Source organism: Sphingomonas sp. R-74633, from assembly GCF_013416555.1.
Classification (GTDB): Bacteria; Pseudomonadota; Alphaproteobacteria; order Sphingomonadales; family Sphingomonadaceae; genus Sphingomonas.
This window is the reverse complement of the sequence record NZ_JACCFG010000006.1, coordinates 373,883-393,756: the sequence shown is the minus strand read 5'-3', so window position 1 is coordinate 393,756 and position 19,874 is coordinate 373,883. Positions and strand designations below refer to the sequence as shown.

The following is a 19,874-nucleotide window of genomic DNA, read 5'->3' as shown; positions in this document are numbered from 1 at the left end:
TACCGCGCAAGAACATGCTTCCCTGAAGAATCAGAAGCTTGCCCATGTCCCGTGATGGGACGAGTAAACACGAGATTTTGGGATTTACAACTAGATTCTAGAATAGAACCAAAATGGTTCTAGACTATTATTCTTGATGTTGCGCTAACCCAATTGCGGAAAGCAGGATCGATATTCCGCCACCATTGGCGCTAAGCTCACTCTCTAGCTGAGGCAACGGCATGTTGCCCCATTCGATCAAGTAATCAAGCACATAGGGTACGGGGCTATGCGGCTCCTCGGCGCGGAGGAGATCGGCGATCGCGGCGAGCTGGCGATAAGCAGCTTCGCGCGACGCCGGCAGCGGGGGCATCGCCGCCGGGACCACCGATGCGATAACCGACTCAGAAGGCGCTTCCGGCGGCGCGGCGAGGAGTCGCGGCGCCTGTGCGCCGCGCGCGGCAAGCGTCTCCCCGGCGAAGTCGCCGATCTCGCCGGCAACGCTGCGGATACGCCCGAGCCCCGGCGCATCGCGGCCGCAGCGACGATCGAGCACCGCGTCGAGCGCATCCAGTGCCTCCCGGGCGGCGGCCATCGCTGCGGCGGTCTCGCCGAAGACCTCGGTCGCGGTCCGGTTCCGGCAGGCTTCGAACTGCTCGAGCGTAACAGCGCCGCCGGTCTCGGCGCGCTGCGCCGCGGCGGCATCCTTGCGCCGCACCGTTTCGAGCTGCTCGGCATTGACGTGATCGGCCCAGCTATAGCGCGTGTCGGGCGCGCGCGCGTCGATCACCACCGGCAGCTGGCGCAGGACCAGCGGCAGCCGCTGGTTCAGCCATTCGATCGCGCCGATATGCACATCGGCATCGCCGTCGATATTGGGGTGGAGCGCGTCCCAGTAGCGCTCGCTCAACCCCGCGATCAGGTCCAGCGCCGGCGCGAGCCCGGTATAGCCGTAGCGCTGCACCCAGGCTTCGCCGAGCCAGCCGGCGACCCGCAGGTCCTTCGATTTCTCCCGCAACAGGCCGTCGCACAGCCGCTCGACCTGCGCCCAGTCGGCCTGCTTGACGTCGCGTTGCCACACGCCGCGCGGCGTGCGGGCATCCTCCTCGCGCCGCGCCTCGAGGATCGTGCGATAGTCATTCTCGTAGCGCATGTCCCTGCCGGTCGGCTGATCGCCCGCGATCGGCTCCAGCAGCGCGGCGACGCGCTCGGCCAGTTCGGCACTCATCGCCGCCACCCCGCGACCAGTGGCGGCACGCTCTCCGGGAAGGGCGGCAGGATCACCGGCACCTGGCGGTCCGGCTTGTCGGGCGTGTGCACCGTCCGCGACAGCGTGAGGCGCAGGAAGATGCGCGCGCGGTCACGCACCGGATCGCCGCCCGAAGCGCGCGCGCGATTTTCGCAAAGCGGCACCTCGAATGCGATCGGCACGCCCGGCGCAGCCTCGCCGGTGCGCGGCGAGGGTCCCTGTGCGCGGAGCAGGCGCAGCAGCGCCCAGTCGCCGGTGACATCGTGCCCGAAGACATTGCCGCCGGGCTGCGGCACGCACTTGCCGTCGGCGGTCAGCGGCAGCGTCGGCGCGTTCGCCGCCCAGCGCAGCCGCACTGCGACCGGCTCGCCATTATGCCAGAGGAAATTGGTCGTCCCATCGTCACGGGCAAGCGATTCCGGCGTGCCGATCGTCGCGCCGAGGACCTGCGACTGGCCGACGGCGATCGGCAGGTTCGGGAAGAAGTCGACACCGACATTGTAGGTGAGCGTGGCATCGCCGGCATCGAGCATCCCGGAAAGCGCGGCCTCGGCGTCGATCAGCTGGTCGAGCACCGCCACCGCCTGGCGCCCCTGCTCGCCGAGGTCCGGCGCGCCCTCGAGCGCCGCCTTGAGCTGCGGAAGCAGCGGGCCGTATTGCGCGTAAAAGGCCTGGACGTTCGCCGGATCGGCCGCGGGTGAGGAGACGTAGCTCGAGAAGGGGAAGCGCCCGGCCAGCGTGCCGTTGAAGAGCTGGCGCAGGCCGGCATATTTGCTCTCGATCGTCTCGATCGCCACGCGGCGGCAGCGCCCGATCATCTTGATCGTGATCGCCGCCTGCTGCTGGGCGAAATAGTCGCCGCCGCGGGTGCGCCCGCTGCGCATCCTCGCACAGTCGCGCCAGTCGAGCTTGTCGAGATCGACGGTGATATATTGCTCGAGCCGGCTCAGCGAGTTGCTCGGGCTGTTGCCGTCATAGGCATCGAGCGTCTGCAGGATCGCCTGCCAGCGATTGGCGCGCGCGAGATTGGCCGCGCTGGCCGCCGGGGTCTCGCGCAGATAAGTCACGAGCGCCGCCGCCCGGCCCCGCGCCAGTGCGACGACGCGGCCGCGGCGCTGCGGCAGCGTCGCCTTGAGGTCGTCGATCGTGTCGACGCCATATGCGGCGGCGGCGGGCGAGCCGGTGCCGTCCCACGCCCCGAGGCTGGCATCGTCGACTGCATAGGGGCCGCCACCATTGTCGAGATCGCGATCGGCATCGGCGAGCAACAGGCCCGCCTGTTCCGCGACGCGCAGGTCGAGCCGCCCGGCCACGTCGCCGGCGCCGATCCCGCGCAGCGAGTCGCGGATGCTGACCAGCAGCGGCAGCGCCTGGCTGAAATTCGCCACGCGGGCATCGGTCCCGTTCTGCCCGCCCCCGACCACCGCCGAGAGCGGCTGCGCGGCCTGGTCGACCAGACGCTCGGCATATTCGCCGAAGCGCCGCGCGGAGAGATCGACGGCGATCTTGTGCAGCGTGCCCGGCATCTGGCCGCTGGTCTGGGCCATGAAGTCGTCGTAATTCTTGAGCGCGCCCTGCACCGCCTGCAGCCGCGCGAGATCCCAGCCGGCACGCGGCCCGGCATAGCCGGGGCCCGGCTCGCCCGCCGGCACCATGAAGGGCTGGGCGAACAGCGCGCGCAGGAAGTTGCGCGTGTCGATCGTCGCGGTGGAAAGCTTGGGCAGGCCCACCGGCGGATTGGCCGGCACGGTAGCGACTGAAGTCGGCGCGGGCTTGGCGAGCAGCGCAAGCGCCTCGGGGCTCTGATCGAGCTCGAGCAGGTCCGATCCGAACAGCTGGGCGGAGCGCAAGCGCTGTGCCTGCTGCTCGGCGACGGGGCGCAACTGGGCGGGCAGGTCGGTGAGATGCGGCATGCGCACCGCCCGCAGCCCCTCGAACGCCGCCAGGCTTGGAAGCGGCAGGTCGCTGCTGTCGGTCGCGTAGATCCAGGCGTAGCGGCGCGGCTCGGCCAGCGCGGCGGACATGGTGTCGATATCCTCGATCAGTCCGCGCAGCGTCTCCTCGGCGATCCCGGTTTCGGACTCGGTATCGATCCGCTTGGAGATATCGGCCCAGGAGGCGGAGACCGGATTGCCGAGATAATAGATGTGGACCGCAGTCTCGTACCGGACGGCGACGATGCGATCGAGCGTGTTCTGGACGATCGTGGTGTTGAGGCACGGCACCGAGGCTTCGGTGATGCCCTGCGAATAGACGCGGTAGTTGCGGGTGAACTGCGGCGGCAACTGCTCGCCAAGCGAATATTGCACCACCTCGGCAAAGCCGCGCAGCACGCCGACGCTCTCCGGCGACTTGTCGCGCATGTCGCTCGCGGTCTGGAAATAGCGATCATAAGTCGCGACGTTGCGCAGCGTCGCACCCCAATAGCCCTCGAAATCGCCGCCAAAGGCTTCGGTCGCAGCCGGATCGGCATCGGTGCGCCAATTCTCGGTCGGCGTATCGCCGGCGACCAGCGCCTCGATCCCCGCCGGCGTCGCCATGCTGTCGGCGATGGCATTGAACACCACGTCGTGGAAGCTCTTCTTGATCGCGCGCTCGACCATTCCGTTGGCGCCGGAGAAATAGGACGTCGGCGCCAACCAGATCTCGACGCGGTGCAGGTCGAGCTCGGACATTTGCTGGAGGAGCTGGACCGAGTTGCGGCGGCTCTCCTGGAAATCCTTGCGCGTCTGATCATTGTCGACACGCGCCTTGCGCTCGGAACAGGTGCCGGAGGCATCGCGCGTCTCGGTGCGGTTCTGGTCAGCGGCGACCTCGATCGTGGCGATATTGCGCAGCAGCGCATCGAGCGGCCGTGCGCTGTGCGCGCCGTAATAGCGGATCAATCCGATCCCGAGCACGAAGCACAAGCAGGCCGCGGCCAGCGCATATTGGGTGCGGCGGATCATGCGGTGGCGCCGCGTGCGCTCGCCATAGGCGGGCTGGGCGAGACCCGATTCAGGGAAAATCTTCTCGAGGAACAGCAACTGGGCAAGCCGCTGCGGCGGGCGTGGCGCCACTGGCGCTTCGGCCGCTGCCGGGGGTTGCTCCCCTTCCCCCTCCGCACCGGCAACGGGCGCAAGCGGGTGCAATGCGGTGTCCCCGGTCAGGAAGATGCCGCGCAGCATGAAGGCTTCGTGATAGACGCTGTTCTCCAGCATGCCGCTGAGCAGCAGCCGAAGCGCAGGCATTGCCGCGGCCAGGCGCGCGGGCAGCAGCAGCACATCCTCGGAAAGCTGGTCGTTGGCGTGGGGCGGCAGGCCGGTGTCGAACAGCTCGCCCTCGATCCCCATCAGAATGTGCAGCTGCTCGATCGACAATGCGCCGCGCATCGCGTCGAACGCATCGCTGACCCAGCTCGGCTGGAAAACCGAGTCGAGCGTTCGCGGCGCCGCCCAGCCGACCACCGGACTGATCGCCTGCGCCAGCACCGCGCGCGCGATCGCGGAGAAGCCCGGCAACTGATCGGCTTCGGTAACCAGCACATAGACCGGCAACCGCCAGCCGGTGCGCTGCTGCACGGTTAGGATCAGGTTGTAGAGCTGCCGGCCGCGCGTGTTCAGTGCTTCCTCGCCCTCGGCAAGGAAGCCCCAAGGGATGGCGATCACGAGTGAGTCGAGCGGACGGTCCGGGCGGATCACCTCGACCTCGCGCAACAGGTCCATCAGCCGCCGCTCGGCCTGGGGCTGGCCAACCAGCCCGTCTTCGAAGCCGAGCACCACCCCGCCGGTGCGGAAGCTCACGGTGCCGCCGCGGGCGAGGTCCCTGTCGTCGAGCCAGCCCATCGCATATTCGACGTCGCCATCGACCGGTGGCGGCAGCAGCGGCGCGAGATCGTCGCCGCCCGCACCGATCACCAGCGACCAGGGAACGTCGGTCGGACCCCTGCCGCCGGCAACGAGCACGCGCAGTTCGCGCATCGCGATCGCCAGCGCTGTGCGCAGCGTCGCCGGCGGGGCAATATCGCCGGGCTTGCGGATCGGCTCTTCCGCTTCGGCTGCGGGCGCACCGGGGATCACGGTGATCTTGGTGGCCTTGGTCAGGGCACTGCGCACCACGAGGATGATCCCGATGATCAGCAGGATCACCAGGATGCCGATGATCGCCGCGAGCAGCGTGGGGCTCATGGTCGCGGCCGTATCGGAATGGCTGCCGGCTCGTCCTTCACGATCGCCTCGGCGCGGTGATAGACGCGCTCGGCCTGCAACCACCAGACGAGGTGGCTCACGGGCAGGTACACCAGCACCACCACGATGAGCCCGACGATCCAAGGCCATAGCCGGGGCAGCGGGCGCATGCTCTCGCCAGTGAGCGTCACGCCGCTGACATCGGGAAGATTATAGGGCGCGGGATCGTCCGCGACATAGGGCTGGCGACAGACCAGCTCGTACAGCGCCTGCTGCCAACGCCAGATCTCGCCGTGATCGGACCGACCCTCGAAGCGGCCGCGAAAGCCGGAGAGCAGGGCGAGCAGGATCACCATCGCAGTGCGCGGATCGGCGCGGTCGCGGCGGATCAGTTCGTCGAGCGCCTCGAACACCCGGTCCCCGGCAAGGCGGCTGCCATAGAGGCGGAATTCGAGGGGCTCCTCAATCCACACCGCCTGCCCCGACCAGCGCGGGCACTGAACCAGCAGCACCTCGTCAGCGACGGCGGCCATCACATAGCCGGGATCGACCATGCCGAGCGTCTCGGCGGCATCGGGATGATAACCGAACGCAGTGATCGCGCGCGCCAGCTGCCCGCGCACCGTATCGGCCGTCGGCTGGTGCGCGAACGCCGCGGCGACCGCATCGCCTTCGACCGGGCTTGCCGGCGTCGCGTTGATCGCATCACGGATCCCGACCAGCTGCGCATAGAAGCTGCGGAACTGCTCCGCCGCCAGCTCTTCCTGCGGGCCGAGCGCGAAGGGCTTCATGGCGCGCCGAACGCACCGCCCGGCTCGACGTCACGCGGCACGTAGAGCAGCATGTCCGTCGGCCCCTCGGGGGCGTTGTTCTCGATCACGAGCAACCCGTCCTCGAGGTTGATGCTGTCCGCCGCCACTTCGACGCTGAACAGGCTGGTGAGCGGCGGCGGCGAGAGGTCGAGCGCGTCGTCGCGTTCGATCGATTTGCGCGCGGCACCGGCAACACGGCGGCGGCGCAGATCCGGCATCTGATCGCCCGATGCGATCGCGGCCTTGGCGATCCAGCCCCCGACCATGCTCGCCGCCGCGCCGCGCCCGCGCACCGCGCCGATGGTGAAGCGGCTGCCCAGTTCCTCGGGCCGGAAGCGCAGCTCGAACCGGCTCTCGCTCGCGCGCTCGAACGGCAGGATGCGGAAGCGCTGGTTGAGCGTGTCGAGCATGCGCGTGATGTGCGCCTTGATCGCTTCGAACCCGGGCAATGCATCGGCATGACAATAGGTCGGCAGCTCGGGCAGATTGAGCTCGCCGCTGATCAGCGCGAGATCGCCGACCACGTCGCACAAGGCGAGATACAAGGTGAAGGGATGCGCGCTGCCGTCGCGCAGCAGCGCTTCGAGCCGCGGCACCGGCCGCGCCACTGCATGCAGCTTCTCGGCATTGTCCTGCAGCGACTGGAAGCGGCGCATCACCGTGCGCAGATGCATCTCGATCGCCTGGAGGCCACCGCCGGCATCCTGTTGCTGCATCATCCCCGGATCGGTGCGCATCCGATCGGCCAGGAAGCGCGCCTTGGCGCGCAGCTCCTGCGTCACGTCGCGCGCGCATTGCTGGATGAAACGCGACGCGGCGATGTCGAGCCGGGGCGGCTCATAGGAATCGGGGCCGATCGTCGACTCCGGATCCTGGAAGAGCCGCAGCAGCGGCAGGCTGCAATATTTGGCGACCGGCGGATCGAGCGCGTCGTCGGTGACCATCAGGTCGAACGCCGGGCGCAGCCAGGGCCGCTCGCGCATCGCCTCGCTCGCCGCATCCTCGTCGCCGGGCAGGTCGTCGGGTTCCAGCCGCGCGCCGCGCACCGAGCGATAGCGCATCAGCATCCCCGGCTCGGGGTCGTCGAGAGCCGCCGCCCGCCGGCTCCAGGCCGGGACGACGAGGAACACGAGCTTGGGCTTGCGCCCCTCAAACCGGCCCTTGAGGTCTATGCGCAGCCCGGCATCATCGCCGTTGCCGGCGTCATGGATGACGATCATCCCGTCGGGCATCACCGCCTCGAGCTCGAGAACTTCCAGCACCCCGTCCTCGAGCCGGAAGCGCAGGCGGCGCACGCCCCAGGCATGCGGGATCGCAGCCTGGGCGAGATAGCCGCTCAGGGCTTCCTGACGGCGGCTCGCTTCCTGGAAATGCGCGGGCATGAGCAGCATGCCCTCGTACCAGTGGATCATGTCCGGGATCGCGGCGGGATCAATCGGCATCGCGGGTCAGCCCTTTTCCGGAATCCATTTGAAGTCCTTCTCGCCGAGCACCAGCGTTCCGCGCTTCTCCTTGCCCAGGCGCTGACGGAATTCGCCCTCACCGCGATAATTGACGAAGATATAGGCGCCGATCAGGTTGCACGGCGCATGCGCGGCGGTCGCCTCGAGATACTGGCCGGGCTGCACCTGCCACTGGGTAAAGCGATAGCCCTTGGGGAAATCCCGCTCGAGCTGCTCATGGTTGGTGAAATAGTCGCGCGCTTTCATCTTCGAGATCGCCTGGAACACCGGCTTTTCGGTGATGAAGACCAGATCGATCGTCACCGCACGGCCGCCATTGCTCGCATCGGTCGAATTAAAGGCCAGCGTGCCGAGACCGGAGGACTTGAAGCACAGGATCTTGGGCGTCTTGCACCCGGCGAGCGGGAGCGAAGCGAGCAGCAGCAATGACAGGGCGGCAACGCCCCGTCCCAGCCGACTCACGACGGCACGCCGCTGCGTCCTGCCCATCCCCATATTGCCCAATCCCCGGGGTAAGCCCGATTTGGAACAACTTAGCCCCAAAGTCGTGGTTGGCAACGTATAAGATGGTCGATTCTCAGTTGACTTCAGTATCGTAAAGAAGTCGCACCGAAATGGTTCTAGTTATACCTGGACGGTTACCTGACCCGGCGCAGTAAACTGGATCACCCCGGCCCAGGCGCACATCAGCTTACATGTATCGTTCAGCGCGGGAACCCCGCCGATCATCGTGGTCGGCACCCCCGGCACCCAGGGACCGGCTGGAACGGGCATGCACGGCATCGGCGTGAGCGCGCCGAGCGCGGCCGCGGTGGCGGCAGCGACCGCGGGATTGGCGATGCTGTTGCACATGCCGAATGGCGGGACGTTCAGCCCCGGAACATTGTCGGCGATCGTCGCGGCGGGCATGTTGCCAGCCATCACGCGATTGGCCGGAAGGATATTGAGGCTGCTCGGCGCCACACCGAAGCTGCACGTCATCATCGCGCCCGTCGTCATCAGCATCGGCATGTCGCTTGCTCCCGAGGCCGCCGGTGGAGACGCCAAGCTATCCCGAGGCGCCCCGCATCCGCAAGGCGGCCCGGCAGGCCCCGGCTAGCCGTGCAGGTTGAGCAGCGAATCCATGAGGCCATCCTCGGCGCTCGAGCAGACCCCCAGGATCACCGCCTCGTCGCAGCCGTCGCCGGTCACATAGCCGTGCCCCATGTTCGAATCGATATAGATCGATTCGCCGGCCTCCAGCGTCACCGGATCGTAGAATTCGGTGTGGACGACGATCCGCCCGCTGACGACGTAGATATATTCCTCGCCCGAATGATGGACGAGGTCGCCAAACTCCTCGGCAGTCTTGGCGCGCACTTTGGTGATCACCGGGATCATCCGCTTCCGGCGCAACTCGGTGCAGAGGTAATAATAATCGTAGTTCGCGGTGTTCACCCGCACCGCGCGATCGAGGTCGCCGATGCTGCGCCGCGCCGTCACCTGCGTCTCGGGCGCCGAATCATTCTCGGCGAACAGCTCCGACATGCGGATGTTCAGCCGCTGGCTGAGCTGGAGCAGCTTGTCATAGGTCAGCGTCAGCCGGTCATGCTCGACCTTGGACAGAGTCGAGACCGGAATGCCGCTCTTCAGGCTCATCTCCTTGAGCGTCCAGCCATTCCGCGCCCGCAGCGCCTTGAGCAAATTGCCCAGCGTCGGATGCTCTGCCTTCAGCTTTGTCGCCATGCGGCACCTCGGTTTGACATTTCTCTGAATAGGATCATCATGTCCCAATCAGGCTTATATTCACTAAACACAACCTAGCCGCAGACACAGACCGGCGCAATCGAATGCCGGAGGTCCTGGCGGGAACAGGAAAAGGGGGACGACGCGCTATGTGGAAACGTTCGCTCGGGGTGCTTGCGGCAGGGTTGCTGGGCATCGCCATATCGGTGCCGGCCTTTACCCAGGCCCCCGCACCGCTCACGCCGGTACCGCAGACCAATGCGCCCAGCACGCCGGCGACTCGGCCCGCGGTCGCGCCCAATCTCACCAAGGCCGATGCCGACGCCTGGCTCGACGGCTTCATGCCCTATGCCCTGGCGCGCGGTGATGTCGCCGGCGCGGTGGTGGTGATCGTCAAGGACGGCCAGGTCGTGACGCAGCGCGGCTTCGGCTATTCCGACGTCGCCAAGCGCAAGCCGGTCGATCCGGCGACGACGCTGTTCCGTCCAGGCTCGACCTCGAAGCTCTATACCTGGACCGCGGTGATGCAGCTGGTCGAGGCCGGCAAGCTCAACCTCGACGCCGATGTGAACCAGTATCTCGACTTCAAGATCCCGCCCTATCAGGGCAAGCCGATCACGCTGCGCAACATCATGACGCACACGGCGGGCTTTGAAGAAATCATCAAGGGCCTGCTGACCTTCAACAAGCCGGTGCCGAGCCTGGGCGACGTGCTCAAGCATCGCATCCCCGCGCGCATCTATGCGCCGGGCAGCACTCCGGCTTACTCCAACTACGCCACTGCACTCGCCGGCTATATCGTCGAGCGCGTCTCGGGCGTGCCGTTCGACGACTATATCGAGAAGAACATCTTCGCCCGGCTCGGCATGCAATATGCCAGCTTCCGCCAGCCGCTCCCCGACCGGCTCAAGCCGTTCATGTCGCAGGGCTATGAGCTCGGCTCGGGCCCGGCCAAGGGCTATGAGCTGATCGGCATGGCCCCCGCGGGCGCCTCGGCGATCAGCGGCGGCGACATGGCCAAGTTCATGATCGCGCACCTGGCCAATGGCGGCCCGCTGCTCAAGCCCGAGACGGCGTTGCAGATGCACACCGCCCAGCCCAGCGCGATCCCGGCGATCAACGAGATGGCGCTCGGCTTCTACGAGCAGCGCATCAACGGTCACCGCGCAATCGCGCATGGCGGCGACACGGTCTATTTCCACAGCGACCTGTGGATCTTCCCGGAAGACAATATCGGCCTCTACATTTCGATGAACAGCAGCGGCAAGGACGGGGTGACCCGCGTGCTTCGCGGTTCGCTGTTCGACGATTTCGCCGATCGCTATCTGCCCGCGGCGAACAACGCGCCGCCCAAGGAGCTGGCCACCGCCAAGGAGCATGCCAAGCTGCTCGTCGGCAGCTGGACTAACAGCCGCCGGATCGACTCCAACTTCGCCAAGATCATCAACCTGCTCGGCGACACCAAGGTGACGCTCGACGCCGATGGCCGCCCGGTCATCCCCGCGCTGACCAGCCCGGGCGGCGCGCCGCGCAAGCTGATCGAAGTCGAGCCCTTCGTCTGGCAGGATGCCTATGGCCATGAGCGGCTCGCCGCGCAGGTCGTGGACGGCAAGGTCGCGCGCTGGAGCTTCGGCGAAGTCTCGCCCTTCATGATCTGGTACCGCACCCCGGCCTCGCTCGACTCGGCCTGGCTGATCCCGGCTTTGCTGTTCGGCGTGGCGATGGTGTTCCTCACCGCCCTCTCCTGGCCCGTCGGCTGGTTCGCGCGCCGCCGCTACGGCGCGACGCTCAAGCTCGAAGGCGAATCGCGGCGGACCTACAAGGTGCTGCGCGGCTTCGCCTGGCTGGTGCTGGGGGTGCTCGTCCTCTGGGGTGTCGTGATCACGGGTCTCGAGAATTTCGAGAGCCATGGTTCGACCGACTGGCTGATCCTGCTCGTCCAGTTTGCCGGCACGCTCGCCTTCTTCGGGATGTTCGGGCTGTCGATCTGGAACGCCTGGCTGGCCTGGAGCACCAGGCGCAGCTGGTTCGCCCGCATCTGGAGCCTGTTGCTCGTCCTCGGGGTGTTCTTCATCCTCTGGGTGGCACTGGCCTTCAACCTGGTCTCGTTCGGGACCGAGTTCTGAGGGCATGGTAATGCGCCGCTCGCTCGACATCGCCGTGGAACGGCTTCCCTTCGCGAAGCCGTTCCACATCTCCGGCCATGTCTTCACCGAGTCCGCCGTGGTGGTCGTCACTGTCTCCGACGGCCTTCACACCGGGCGTGGCGAAGCGAGCGGCGTCTATTATCTGGGCGACAATGAAGCGACGATGGTCGCCGCGCTGGAGGCGGTGCGCGGCGACCTCGCCAACGGCATGACCCGCGCCGAGCTGCAGCAAGCGCTGCCTGCGGGCGGCGCGCGCAACGCAGCCGATTGCGCGCTGTGGGAACTCGATGCCAGGCGCGAGGGTGTCCCGGTATGGAAGCTCGCCGGGCTGCCCGAGCCCAAGCCGCTGCTCACCACCTTCACGCTGGGCGCCGATGATCCGTCTGTGATGGCCGAGGGCGCCCGCGCCTATGCCGATGCCCGCGCGCTCAAGTTGAAGCTTACCGGCGACCTCGACCTCGACATCGCCCGGGTGCGCGCAGTGCGCGCGGCACGCCCGGAATGCTGGATCGGGGTCGACGCCAATCAGGGATTCAAGATCAACGAACTCGATCCGCTGATCGTCGCGTTGGTAGATTGCGGCATCGCGCTGCTCGAACAGCCGCTGGCGCGCGGATGCGAGGCCGATCTCGACGGGTTCGCCTCGCCGATCCCGATCGCCGCTGACGAGAGCGCGTTGACGCTCGCCGATGTCGACGGGCTGGTCGGGCGGTTCCAGACGATTAACATCAAGCTCGACAAATGCGGCGGGCTTACCGAGGCGATCGCGATCGCCCGGCGCGCGCGGGCGCTGGGGCTCGACGTGATGGTCGGCAACATGGTCGGCTCGAGCTGGGCGATGGCGCCCGCCTGGCTGCTCGGCCAGCTCTGCGACGTGGTCGATCTCGACGGGCCGACCTTTCTCGCCACCGATCGCAACCCGGGCATCGTCTATTCAGACGGCCTGATCGACTGCCCAGAGGCAGTCTGGGGCCAGCGTGCCCTTTCGGCCACGGCTGCAACTTAATTGTCAAATTGGATTGACTCTTCTCTGATCAGGATAATAGCATCCTGATCAGGCAACGAGGTGGCTGCAATCGCGCCGATAGTCGCGCAGCCACTGCCATCCTCCGCAAGGGAGCGGAGGTGGAGGACATCGAACTCCGAGGGGGAGACGAACGATGACGCGCAAGACCAACCGGGCTCATCTGCTGATTACCGCCGCCGCGGGGGCGCTGCTGCTGCCCTGCGCCGCCTTCGCGCAGGACAGCGCGCCGGCTTCCACCCAGACCGCGGTCGCAGGCGATGACGAGATCGTCGTCACCGCGCAGAAGCGCGAGGAGCGGCTGCAGGACGTGCCGATCTCGATCAGTGTCGTCGGTGGCGAGCAGATGCAGCAGAGCGGCGCCTCGCAGCTCGCCGACTATGCGGCCTATGTCCCCGGCTTCCAGGTCGACAATGCCGGCTCGCCGGGCCGCTCCACCCTGTCGCTGCGCGGCGTCGCGCCGATCGGGCCGAGCGCCACGGTGGGCATCTATCTCGACGATGCGCCGATCGGCTCGAGCGGCATTTACAACCGCGCCCAGACCTTCTCGCTCGATCTGCTGCCCTATGACATCGAACAGATCGAAGTGCTGCGCGGGCCCCAGGGCACGCTCTACGGCGCCAGCTCGATCGGCGGCCTGCTCAAGTACGTGACGGTGCAGCCCGACCTCAACAATTTCTCGGTCAAGGCCGGCGGCGAGGTCTTCACCATCGCGCACGGCAGCGACACCGGCTGGGCCGCGGGCGGGCTGGTCAACATCCCGATCGTCAAGGACAGCCTGGCGATCAGCGCCAGCTATTCGCAGCGCAACACGCCCGGGTTCATCGACAACGTCCTGACCGGCGAGAAGGACGTGAACGACGCCGTCCAGAAGGGCGGCCGCGTCGCCTTGCTGTGGAAGCCCGACGCCAATCTCACGGTGAAGCTCAGCGGCCTGTGGCAGCGGACCGAATCTGACAATTTCGGCATCCTCTACGAGACCCAGGGCAGCCCCGCGCCGCTGGCGCCCGGCGCCTCGTGGCTCAGCACCAACCAGCAGCTGCCCGAGCCCTTCCACAGCGACTTCAAATTCGCGTCGGGCTCGATCGCCTATGATCTGGGCTTTGCCGAGCTGAGCTCGACCACCTCGTACAGCGAGCTCAAGATCCTCGAGACCAGCGACGCGTCGCGCGTCTATGGCGTGATCTGGGGCGGCCTGGCGAACTACCCTGCCAACCTCCACCAGAAGAAATGGACCGAGGAGGTCCGGCTCACCTCGGCGACCAACAAGCTGCTCGATTGGCAGCTGGGTTTCTTCTACACCAACGAGGACAACACCCACGACCAGCTGGTCCGTGCGCTCGACGCAAACGGCGCGCCGCTCGCACCGTTCGACCCCTTCGCGGTCGTCGCGCTACCCAACACCTACAAGGAATATGCGGTCTTCGGGAACGCCACGCTCAAGCTGGGCGACGTCTTCCACATCACCGGCGGCCTGCGCTGGGCGCGCAACGACCAGACCTTCACCCAGACGACGCAGATCCCGCTGATCGGCCTCAACAGCGGCGGAGACGGTTCGTCGAGCGAAGAGATCGTCACCTGGAGCGTGAGCCCGCAGCTCAACCTCAGCCAGGACACGATGCTCTATGTCCGCGCCGCCACCGGCTATCGCCCGGGCGGCCCGAACATCGCGCTGCCCGGCTTCCCCTCGACGGTGAATTCGGAAACGGTGACCAGCTATGAAGCGGGCATCAAGGCACGCTTCCTCGACCGCAAGGTCACCTTCAACGCCGCCGCCTTCCTGCTCGACTGGAACGATCTGCAGGTGGCCCAGGCCTTCGCCAACGGCATCAACGGGCTGGTCAATGCCGGCACGGCGCGCAGCCAGGGCTTCGAGGCGCAGCTGCTGATCCAGCCGGTCCGCGGGTTCAATGTCGGTGCGAACTTCGCCTACACCGATGCCAAGTGCACGCAGACCACGCCGAACTGCACCGATGGCGACCAGCTGCCCAATGTGCCCAAGCTCGCCGCAGCGGTGACAGCCGACTATAGCTTCGCGCTCAGCAGCTCGGCCGCGGCGCATGTCGGCGGCGCGGTGCGCATCGTCGGCGACCGCATCTCGGCAGTGGCGAGCGACCCGCTGTCGGTGCCGGTCGACGGCTACGCGACCTTCGACCTCAACGCCTCGGTGACGATCGCCGAGAAGTGGACGGTGCGCGCCTATGCCCGCAACCTGACCGACAGCGAGGGGCGGATCACCACCAGCGTCGCCACGGTCAACCCGGGCTATCTCTCGACCGTGCCGGTCCAGCCGCGCACGCTGGGTCTCGCGCTCGACATCGCCTTCTGATCGGAGCCGCCAAATGAATGCCCCCTTCGGCGCGCGCAGCACCGCCCTGGTGCTGCCGCAGCCCTATCTGCTCTTCCTCGGCGACACGACCGAGCCGGGCTATGCCAAGACCGCCTTTGGCTTGCGCGACTGGGCCGGGGACAAGTGCGTGGGCGAGTTCGCATGCGGTGCCACCGTCACCACCGGGCTGCCCAGCCTGACGCCGGCCGAGGCGGCGGCGCAGGGCGCGCGCGGGCTGGTGATCGGCGTCGCCAATCCGGGCGGCGTCATCCCGGCCTCATGGCGCAAGTCGCTGGTCGAGGCGCTGGAAGCGGGGCTCGACATTGTCTCGGGCATGCACGTCCGCCTCTCCGACATTCCCGAGCTCGCCGAGGCGGCAGCTTTGCTCGGGCGGCGGCTGATCGACATCCGCGTGCCCCCGCTCGACGTACCCGTTGCCTCGGGGCGCAAGCGCAGCGGCAAAAGGCTGCTCACCGTCGGCACCGATTGCGCGCTCGGCAAGAAATACACTGCCCTCGCGCTCGCCCGCGCTTTCGAGGCGCGCGGGATCGACACCAGCTTCCGCGCCACCGGCCAGACCGGGATCATGATCGCCGGCGGCGGCATGCCGATGGACGCGGTGGTCTCCGATTTCGAGGCCGGCGCGGCGGAAGTGCTGTCGCCCGATGCCGATCCGGCGCATTGGGACGTGATCGAGGGCCAGGGCTCGCTCGCGCATCCGGCCTATGCCGCGGTGTCGCTCGGCCTGCTCCATGGCAGCCAGCCCGATATATTCGTCGTCTGCCACGAGCCCGGCCGCACCGAGATGCTCGGCACCGCGGGCTATAAGGTCGCCAGCATCGAGGAGATCATCGATCTCACCACTGCGCTCGGCCGGCGGACCAATCCGAACATTCGCTGCGGGGGCGTGAGCTTCAACACCTCGGCTTTGGGGGAAGCCGAGGCGTTGGAGGTCATGGCCAGCGAAAGCGCGCGGCTGGGGCTGCCCGTCGCCGATCCGGTGCGCGGCGGCCCTGCCTTCGACGCGCTGGTCGAAAGCTGCCTCGCATGAGCGCCCCGGCGGCAGGATCGAGCTGGTTCCAGCGCTTCCTGCTGCCGGGCTTCGCAATGAAGGCCGTCATCATCGGCGGCGGCTATGCGACCGGGCGCGAGCTGGCGGAGTATTTCCTGCCCGCCGGCCCCTGGGGCGGCCTTGCCGGCATGATCCTGGCGATGCTGATCTGGAGCATCGTCGCCGCGACTGCCTTCGCCTATGCGCGGCTGGTCGGCGCGCTCGACTATCGCGCCTTCTTCGCCAATCTGCTCGGCCCCGCCTGGATCGCGTTCGAAGGGGCCTACATCCTCTTCGTCGTGCTGATCCTCGCCGTGTTCGGGGCAAGCGCAGGCGCGATCGGCGCGGCGATGTTCGGCTGGCCGAGCCTGGTCGGCACGCTGGCGCTGGCGCTCGCCATCCTCGCCACCGTCTCGCTCGGCAACAAGGCAGTGGAGGGCGTATTCAAATATGTCTCCTTCCTGCTCTACGGCGTCTATGCGATCTTCCTGGCGCTGAGCCTGTGGCGCTTCGGCGACCGCATCGCCGACGGTTTCGCCACGCCTGCGCCGTGGAGCGGCTGGGCCTCGGGCGGGCTTACCTATGCCAGCTACAACATCATCGGCGCGGTGGTGATCCTGCCGGTGCTGCGCCATCTGACCAGCACGCGCGACGCTGTGGTCGCCGGCCTGATCGCCGGGCCGCTGGCGATGGCGCCGGCGATCCTGTTCTTCACCTGCATGATCGCCTTCTATCCCGGCATCGGCGCCGAGACGCTGCCCTCGGACTTCCTGCTGCGCCAGCTGAACGTGCCGGTGTTCCACTGGGGGTTCCAGATGATGATCTTTGCCGCCCTGCTCGAAAGCGGCGCCGGTGCGGTCCATGCGATCAACGAGCGCGTGGCGGGCGTCGTCCGTCGCCGGCGAGGCACCGAGCTCGGCCCGCGCGCCCGCGCCGCGATCGCCGGCGGGCTGCTGCTGATTTGCATGTTCGTCGCCGACCGGGTCGGGCTGATCGCGCTGATCGCCAGCGGCTACCGGCTGCTCGCTTATGTCTTCCTCGCCGTGTTTGTGCTGCCGCTGATGACGCTCGGCCTCGCACGACTGCTCCGTCGTCCCATCCCCGCTCAGGAGATCGCCGCATGAAGCTGCGCCATCTGCTCGCATTGCCCCTGCTCGCGCTCGCCATGCCTGCCTTGGCCGACCCGCCCGGCGGGCTCGACGCCAAGGTCGAGGCGCTGCGCAAGGCCAGCGGCGCCCCCGGCATCGCCGTTGCCATCGTCGAGCACGGCAAGACCACGCTCGCCAAGGGCTGGGGCTATCGCAAGCTCGGCGCGCCCGAAAAGGTCGATGCCGACACGATCTTCCAGACCGGATCGACCGGCAAGGCGTTCACCGCCGCCGCGCTCGCCATCCTTGTCGACCAGGGCAAGATCGGCTGGGACGACAAGGTGATCGACCACATGCCGTGGTTCCGTATGTATGATCCGTGGGTGACGCGCGAAATCACCGTGCGCGACCTGCTCGTCCATCATTCGGGCCTCGGTCTCGGCGCCGGCGACCTGCTGTTCGTCCCGCGCGGTAGCCTGTCGCGCAAGGAAACGGTCAAGCGGCTCGCCTATATCAAGCCCGCCACCAGCTTCCGCTCGTCCTATGCGTACGACAACATCCTCTACATGGTCGCCGGGCAGCTGATCGAGGAAGTCAGCGGCAAGACCTGGGAAGACTTCATGACCCAGGAGGTCCTGAAGCGTGGCGGCATGAACAGCGCCACCGCGACCTATGAGGCGCGCTGGGCGACGGCCGACCGTGCCTTCCCGCATGCCCGCCTTGGGGTATTGCGCGGTGACGGACCCAATTCGGTGCTCGACGAGCGCGAGGAGCTTGGCCGTGCCGCGGCGCCTGCCGGTGGCCTTGCGCTCAGCGCCAACGACCTCGCGCAGTGGCTCAAGATCCAGCTCGGCCATGGCGCGCTGCCGGGTGGCGGGCAATTGTTCAGCCCAGCCCAGGCAGCGGAGATGTGGAAGGGCGTCACTGTCCAGCCGCTCACCCCCTACCCCGGCAGCCTCGCCCCGCTCACCCCGAAGTTCAGCACCTATGCGCTCGGCTGGGAAGTCGAGGACTATAAGGGCGCGCGGATCATCTCGCATGGCGGCGGCGTATTCGGATCGATCACCCATGTTATCCTGTTGCCCGACCAGGATGTCGGCATTGCAGTGGTGGTCAATTCGGAGGACGTGGCGCTGCTGCGCGGCGTCGCGCACATGCTGGTCGACCATTATCTCGGCATCCCCGACCAGGACTGGCCCAAGCGCTTCGGCGAGTTCATGACCAACCGCATGGCGGCGGGCAAGGCGGCGCTGTCCACGGCAAAGGCCGCGCCGGCCAAGGTCGGGCCTTCGCTGCCGCTCGATCGCTACGCCGGCACCTATCGCGACGCCTGGTACGGCGATGTCGCAGTCACCCAGGGTACTGACGGGCTGCGCATCGACTTCAAGACAACGCCGCGCATGGCCGGCAAGCTGGTCCACTACCAGTACGATACCTTCGTCACCCGCTTCGACGACAAGGCGATCGAGCCGGCCTATGTCACCTTCGCGCTCGATGCCGATGGCAAGGTGGCGCGGGTGTCGATGAAGGCGGAAAGCCCGATCGCCGACTTCAGCTATGATTATCGCGACCTCGATCTGCGCCCGGTGGAAGACAAGAAATGACCAAGCGTCTCGCGTTCCTCACCCTCCTACTCTCCGGCTGTGCGGCGGCGCCCGTGGCCCAGACGCCGGCGCCCAAGCAGCACAAGGATTTCCTCGTGCTCGACACGCATCTCGACACGCCGATCCACTTCGCCCGGCCCGGCTGGAGCTTTGCCGGCCATCATGATCCGGCGACCGACCTGGTGCAGGTCGACATGGAGCGGATGGAAGCCGGTGCGCTCGATGGCGGCTTCTTCGCGATCTATACCGAACAGGGGCCGCTGACGCCGAAGGGCTATGCCGATGCTTTGGCCTATGCGCGTGGCCGCTCGGACCTGATCGACTCCACGCTGGCGAAGTTCCCCGACAAGATCGGCCGGGCCCTCACGCCCGACGACGCGCTGCGGCTCAACCGCGCGGGCAAGCTGGTCGCGTTCAAGAGCATGGAGAACAGCTACGAGCTCGGCGAGGATCTCTCGCTGTTCAAGGAATTCTACGATCGCGGCGTGCGGCTGGCCGGGCCGGTGCACGGCGCCAACAACCAGTTCGCCGACAGCTCCGGTGACAAGCCGAAATGGCACGGCCTTTCCCCCCTCGGGCGCAAATGGGTGGCGGAAGCGAACCGGCTGGGCATCGCGATTGACGCGAGCCATTCGTCGGACGACACGTTCGACCAGATGCTGGAATTGTCGAAGACGCCGCTGCTGCTCTCACATTCGAGCGGCCGCTGGGCATTCGACCATCCGCGCAACCTCGATGACGGCCGCATCCGCAAGCTCGCGGCCAAGGGCGGGGCGATCTGCGTCAGCACGATCTTCCTGTCGAACATGAACATGACGCCCGAGCGCGCGGCGCTGTTCACGCAGTACGAGCATATCGCCGACCTCGCGCCCGAAGCGCAGGTCGAACTCACCCGCAAATGGCGCGAACTCGACAAGACCCAGCCGATGTGGGGCGTCAACTTCGATCGCTACATGGAGATGGTCCTCCATGTCATCAAAGTCGCCGGCGTCGACCATGTCTGCTTCGGGGCCGATTGGGATGGCGGCGGCGGCCTGCCGGGGATCGAGGACATCTCGGCACTGCCCAAGGTGACCGAGCGGCTCCGCGCGGCCGGCTATTCGGATGCCGATCTCGAGAAGATGTGGAGCGGCAACATCCTGCGCATCGTCGGCAAGGCGCAGCGCGCGGCTACGGCGCAATAGCCATCCCGACTATGGAATGAGGCAAGCTGGCGCCGGTTGATGCGCAACCGGGC

General features: G+C 67.1%; 14 protein-coding genes. 7 read left to right on the top strand and 7 right to left on the bottom strand.

What is annotated here, in order from left to right:
* Positions 1 to 127: 127 nt before the first annotated feature.
* The 7 genes from tssA to HZY97_RS20670 form a co-directional block, all read right to left on the bottom strand.
* The gene (tssA, locus tag HZY97_RS20700; protein ID WP_180147978.1) at positions 128 to 1,207 is read right to left on the bottom strand and encodes a type VI secretion system protein TssA; all 1,080 of its coding nucleotides are present in this window, start codon (positions 1,205 to 1,207) and stop codon (positions 128 to 130) included.
* Positions 1,204 to 5,394, bottom strand: coding sequence for a type VI secretion system protein (locus HZY97_RS20695; protein WP_180147977.1), 4,191 nt, complete (start codon positions 5,392 to 5,394; stop codon positions 1,204 to 1,206). Before HZY97_RS20695 ends, tssA begins: the two co-directional genes overlap by 4 nt.
* The gene (locus HZY97_RS20690) at positions 5,391 to 6,185 is read right to left on the bottom strand and encodes a DotU family type IV/VI secretion system protein (RefSeq protein ID WP_180147976.1); all 795 of its coding nucleotides are present in this window, start codon (positions 6,183 to 6,185) and stop codon (positions 5,391 to 5,393) included. The genes HZY97_RS20695 and HZY97_RS20690 overlap by 4 nt, the downstream gene beginning before the upstream one ends.
* Positions 6,182 to 7,648, bottom strand: a complete 1,467-nt coding sequence (gene tssK, locus HZY97_RS20685; RefSeq protein ID WP_180147975.1) for a type VI secretion system baseplate subunit TssK — start codon at positions 7,646 to 7,648, stop codon at positions 6,182 to 6,184. Before tssK ends, HZY97_RS20690 begins: the two co-directional genes overlap by 4 nt.
* 6 nt (positions 7,649 to 7,654) lie before the next feature.
* Positions 7,655 to 8,095, bottom strand: coding sequence for a hypothetical protein (locus HZY97_RS20680; RefSeq protein WP_180147974.1), 441 nt, complete (start codon positions 8,093 to 8,095; stop codon positions 7,655 to 7,657).
* A gap of 198 nt (positions 8,096 to 8,293) precedes the next feature.
* Complete coding sequence (locus tag HZY97_RS20675; protein WP_180147973.1) at positions 8,294 to 8,680, bottom strand: DUF4280 domain-containing protein; 387 nt, start codon at positions 8,678 to 8,680, stop codon at positions 8,294 to 8,296.
* 84 nt (positions 8,681 to 8,764) lie between these two features.
* Complete coding sequence (locus HZY97_RS20670) at positions 8,765 to 9,394, bottom strand: helix-turn-helix domain-containing protein (RefSeq protein ID WP_180147972.1); 630 nt, start codon at positions 9,392 to 9,394, stop codon at positions 8,765 to 8,767.
* A gap of 149 nt (positions 9,395 to 9,543) precedes the next feature.
* Here HZY97_RS20670 and HZY97_RS20665 point away from each other — a divergent pair, with 149 nt between their 5' ends.
* From HZY97_RS20665 to HZY97_RS20635, 7 genes are all read left to right on the top strand, one after another.
* On the top strand, positions 9,544 to 11,520 hold the full coding sequence (locus tag HZY97_RS20665) for a serine hydrolase (RefSeq protein WP_180147971.1): 1,977 nt from the start codon (positions 9,544 to 9,546) through the stop codon (positions 11,518 to 11,520).
* Between the two features lie 4 nt (positions 11,521 to 11,524).
* A complete protein-coding gene (locus HZY97_RS20660; RefSeq protein WP_180147970.1) occupies positions 11,525 to 12,547 on the top strand; it encodes a dipeptide epimerase in 1,023 nt (340 codons plus the stop codon).
* Between the two features lie 154 nt (positions 12,548 to 12,701).
* Positions 12,702 to 14,894: a TonB-dependent receptor gene (locus HZY97_RS20655; protein ID WP_180147969.1), complete on the top strand. Its 2,193-nt coding sequence runs from the start codon at positions 12,702 to 12,704 to the stop codon at positions 14,892 to 14,894.
* A gap of 13 nt (positions 14,895 to 14,907) precedes the next feature.
* Complete coding sequence (locus HZY97_RS20650; protein ID WP_180147968.1) at positions 14,908 to 15,945, top strand: DUF1611 domain-containing protein; 1,038 nt, start codon at positions 14,908 to 14,910, stop codon at positions 15,943 to 15,945.
* Positions 15,942 to 17,069 (top strand): hypothetical protein, encoded by a 1,128-nt coding sequence (locus HZY97_RS20645; protein ID WP_180147967.1) that lies wholly within the window; start codon positions 15,942 to 15,944, stop codon positions 17,067 to 17,069. Before HZY97_RS20650 ends, HZY97_RS20645 begins: the two co-directional genes overlap by 4 nt.
* Positions 17,066 to 18,637, top strand: a complete 1,572-nt coding sequence (locus HZY97_RS20640) for a serine hydrolase (RefSeq protein WP_180147966.1) — start codon at positions 17,066 to 17,068, stop codon at positions 18,635 to 18,637. Before HZY97_RS20645 ends, HZY97_RS20640 begins: the two co-directional genes overlap by 4 nt.
* A complete protein-coding gene (locus HZY97_RS20635) occupies positions 18,634 to 19,821 on the top strand; it encodes a dipeptidase (protein ID WP_180147965.1) in 1,188 nt (395 codons plus the stop codon). Before HZY97_RS20640 ends, HZY97_RS20635 begins: the two co-directional genes overlap by 4 nt.
* Positions 19,822 to 19,874 lie beyond the last annotated feature (53 nt).

Excerpts from the sequence above, each read along its gene's own strand:
- HZY97_RS20640 (WP_180147966.1), top strand. The coding sequence starts at position 17,066 with ATGAAGCTGCGCCATCTGCTCGCATTGCCCCTGCTCGCGCTCGCCATG.
- tssK (WP_180147975.1), bottom strand. The coding sequence starts at position 7,648 with ATGCCGATTGATCCCGCCGCGATCCCGGACATGATCCACTGGTACGAG.
- HZY97_RS20675 (WP_180147973.1), bottom strand. The coding sequence starts at position 8,680 with ATGCCGATGCTGATGACGACGGGCGCGATGATGACGTGCAGCTTCGGT.
- HZY97_RS20670 (WP_180147972.1), bottom strand. The coding sequence starts at position 9,394 with ATGGCGACAAAGCTGAAGGCAGAGCATCCGACGCTGGGCAATTTGCTC.
- HZY97_RS20650 (WP_180147968.1), top strand. The coding sequence starts at position 14,908 with ATGAATGCCCCCTTCGGCGCGCGCAGCACCGCCCTGGTGCTGCCGCAG.
- HZY97_RS20645 (WP_180147967.1), top strand. The coding sequence starts at position 15,942 with ATGAGCGCCCCGGCGGCAGGATCGAGCTGGTTCCAGCGCTTCCTGCTG.
- HZY97_RS20655 (WP_180147969.1), top strand. The coding sequence starts at position 12,702 with ATGACGCGCAAGACCAACCGGGCTCATCTGCTGATTACCGCCGCCGCG.
- HZY97_RS20635 (WP_180147965.1), top strand. The coding sequence starts at position 18,634 with ATGACCAAGCGTCTCGCGTTCCTCACCCTCCTACTCTCCGGCTGTGCG.
- HZY97_RS20665 (WP_180147971.1), top strand. The coding sequence starts at position 9,544 with ATGTGGAAACGTTCGCTCGGGGTGCTTGCGGCAGGGTTGCTGGGCATC.
- HZY97_RS20695 (WP_180147977.1), bottom strand. The coding sequence starts at position 5,394 with ATGAGCCCCACGCTGCTCGCGGCGATCATCGGCATCCTGGTGATCCTG.
- HZY97_RS20660 (WP_180147970.1), top strand. The coding sequence starts at position 11,525 with ATGGTAATGCGCCGCTCGCTCGACATCGCCGTGGAACGGCTTCCCTTC.
- HZY97_RS20690 (WP_180147976.1), bottom strand. The coding sequence starts at position 6,185 with ATGAAGCCCTTCGCGCTCGGCCCGCAGGAAGAGCTGGCGGCGGAGCAG.
- tssA (WP_180147978.1), bottom strand. The coding sequence starts at position 1,207 with ATGAGTGCCGAACTGGCCGAGCGCGTCGCCGCGCTGCTGGAGCCGATC.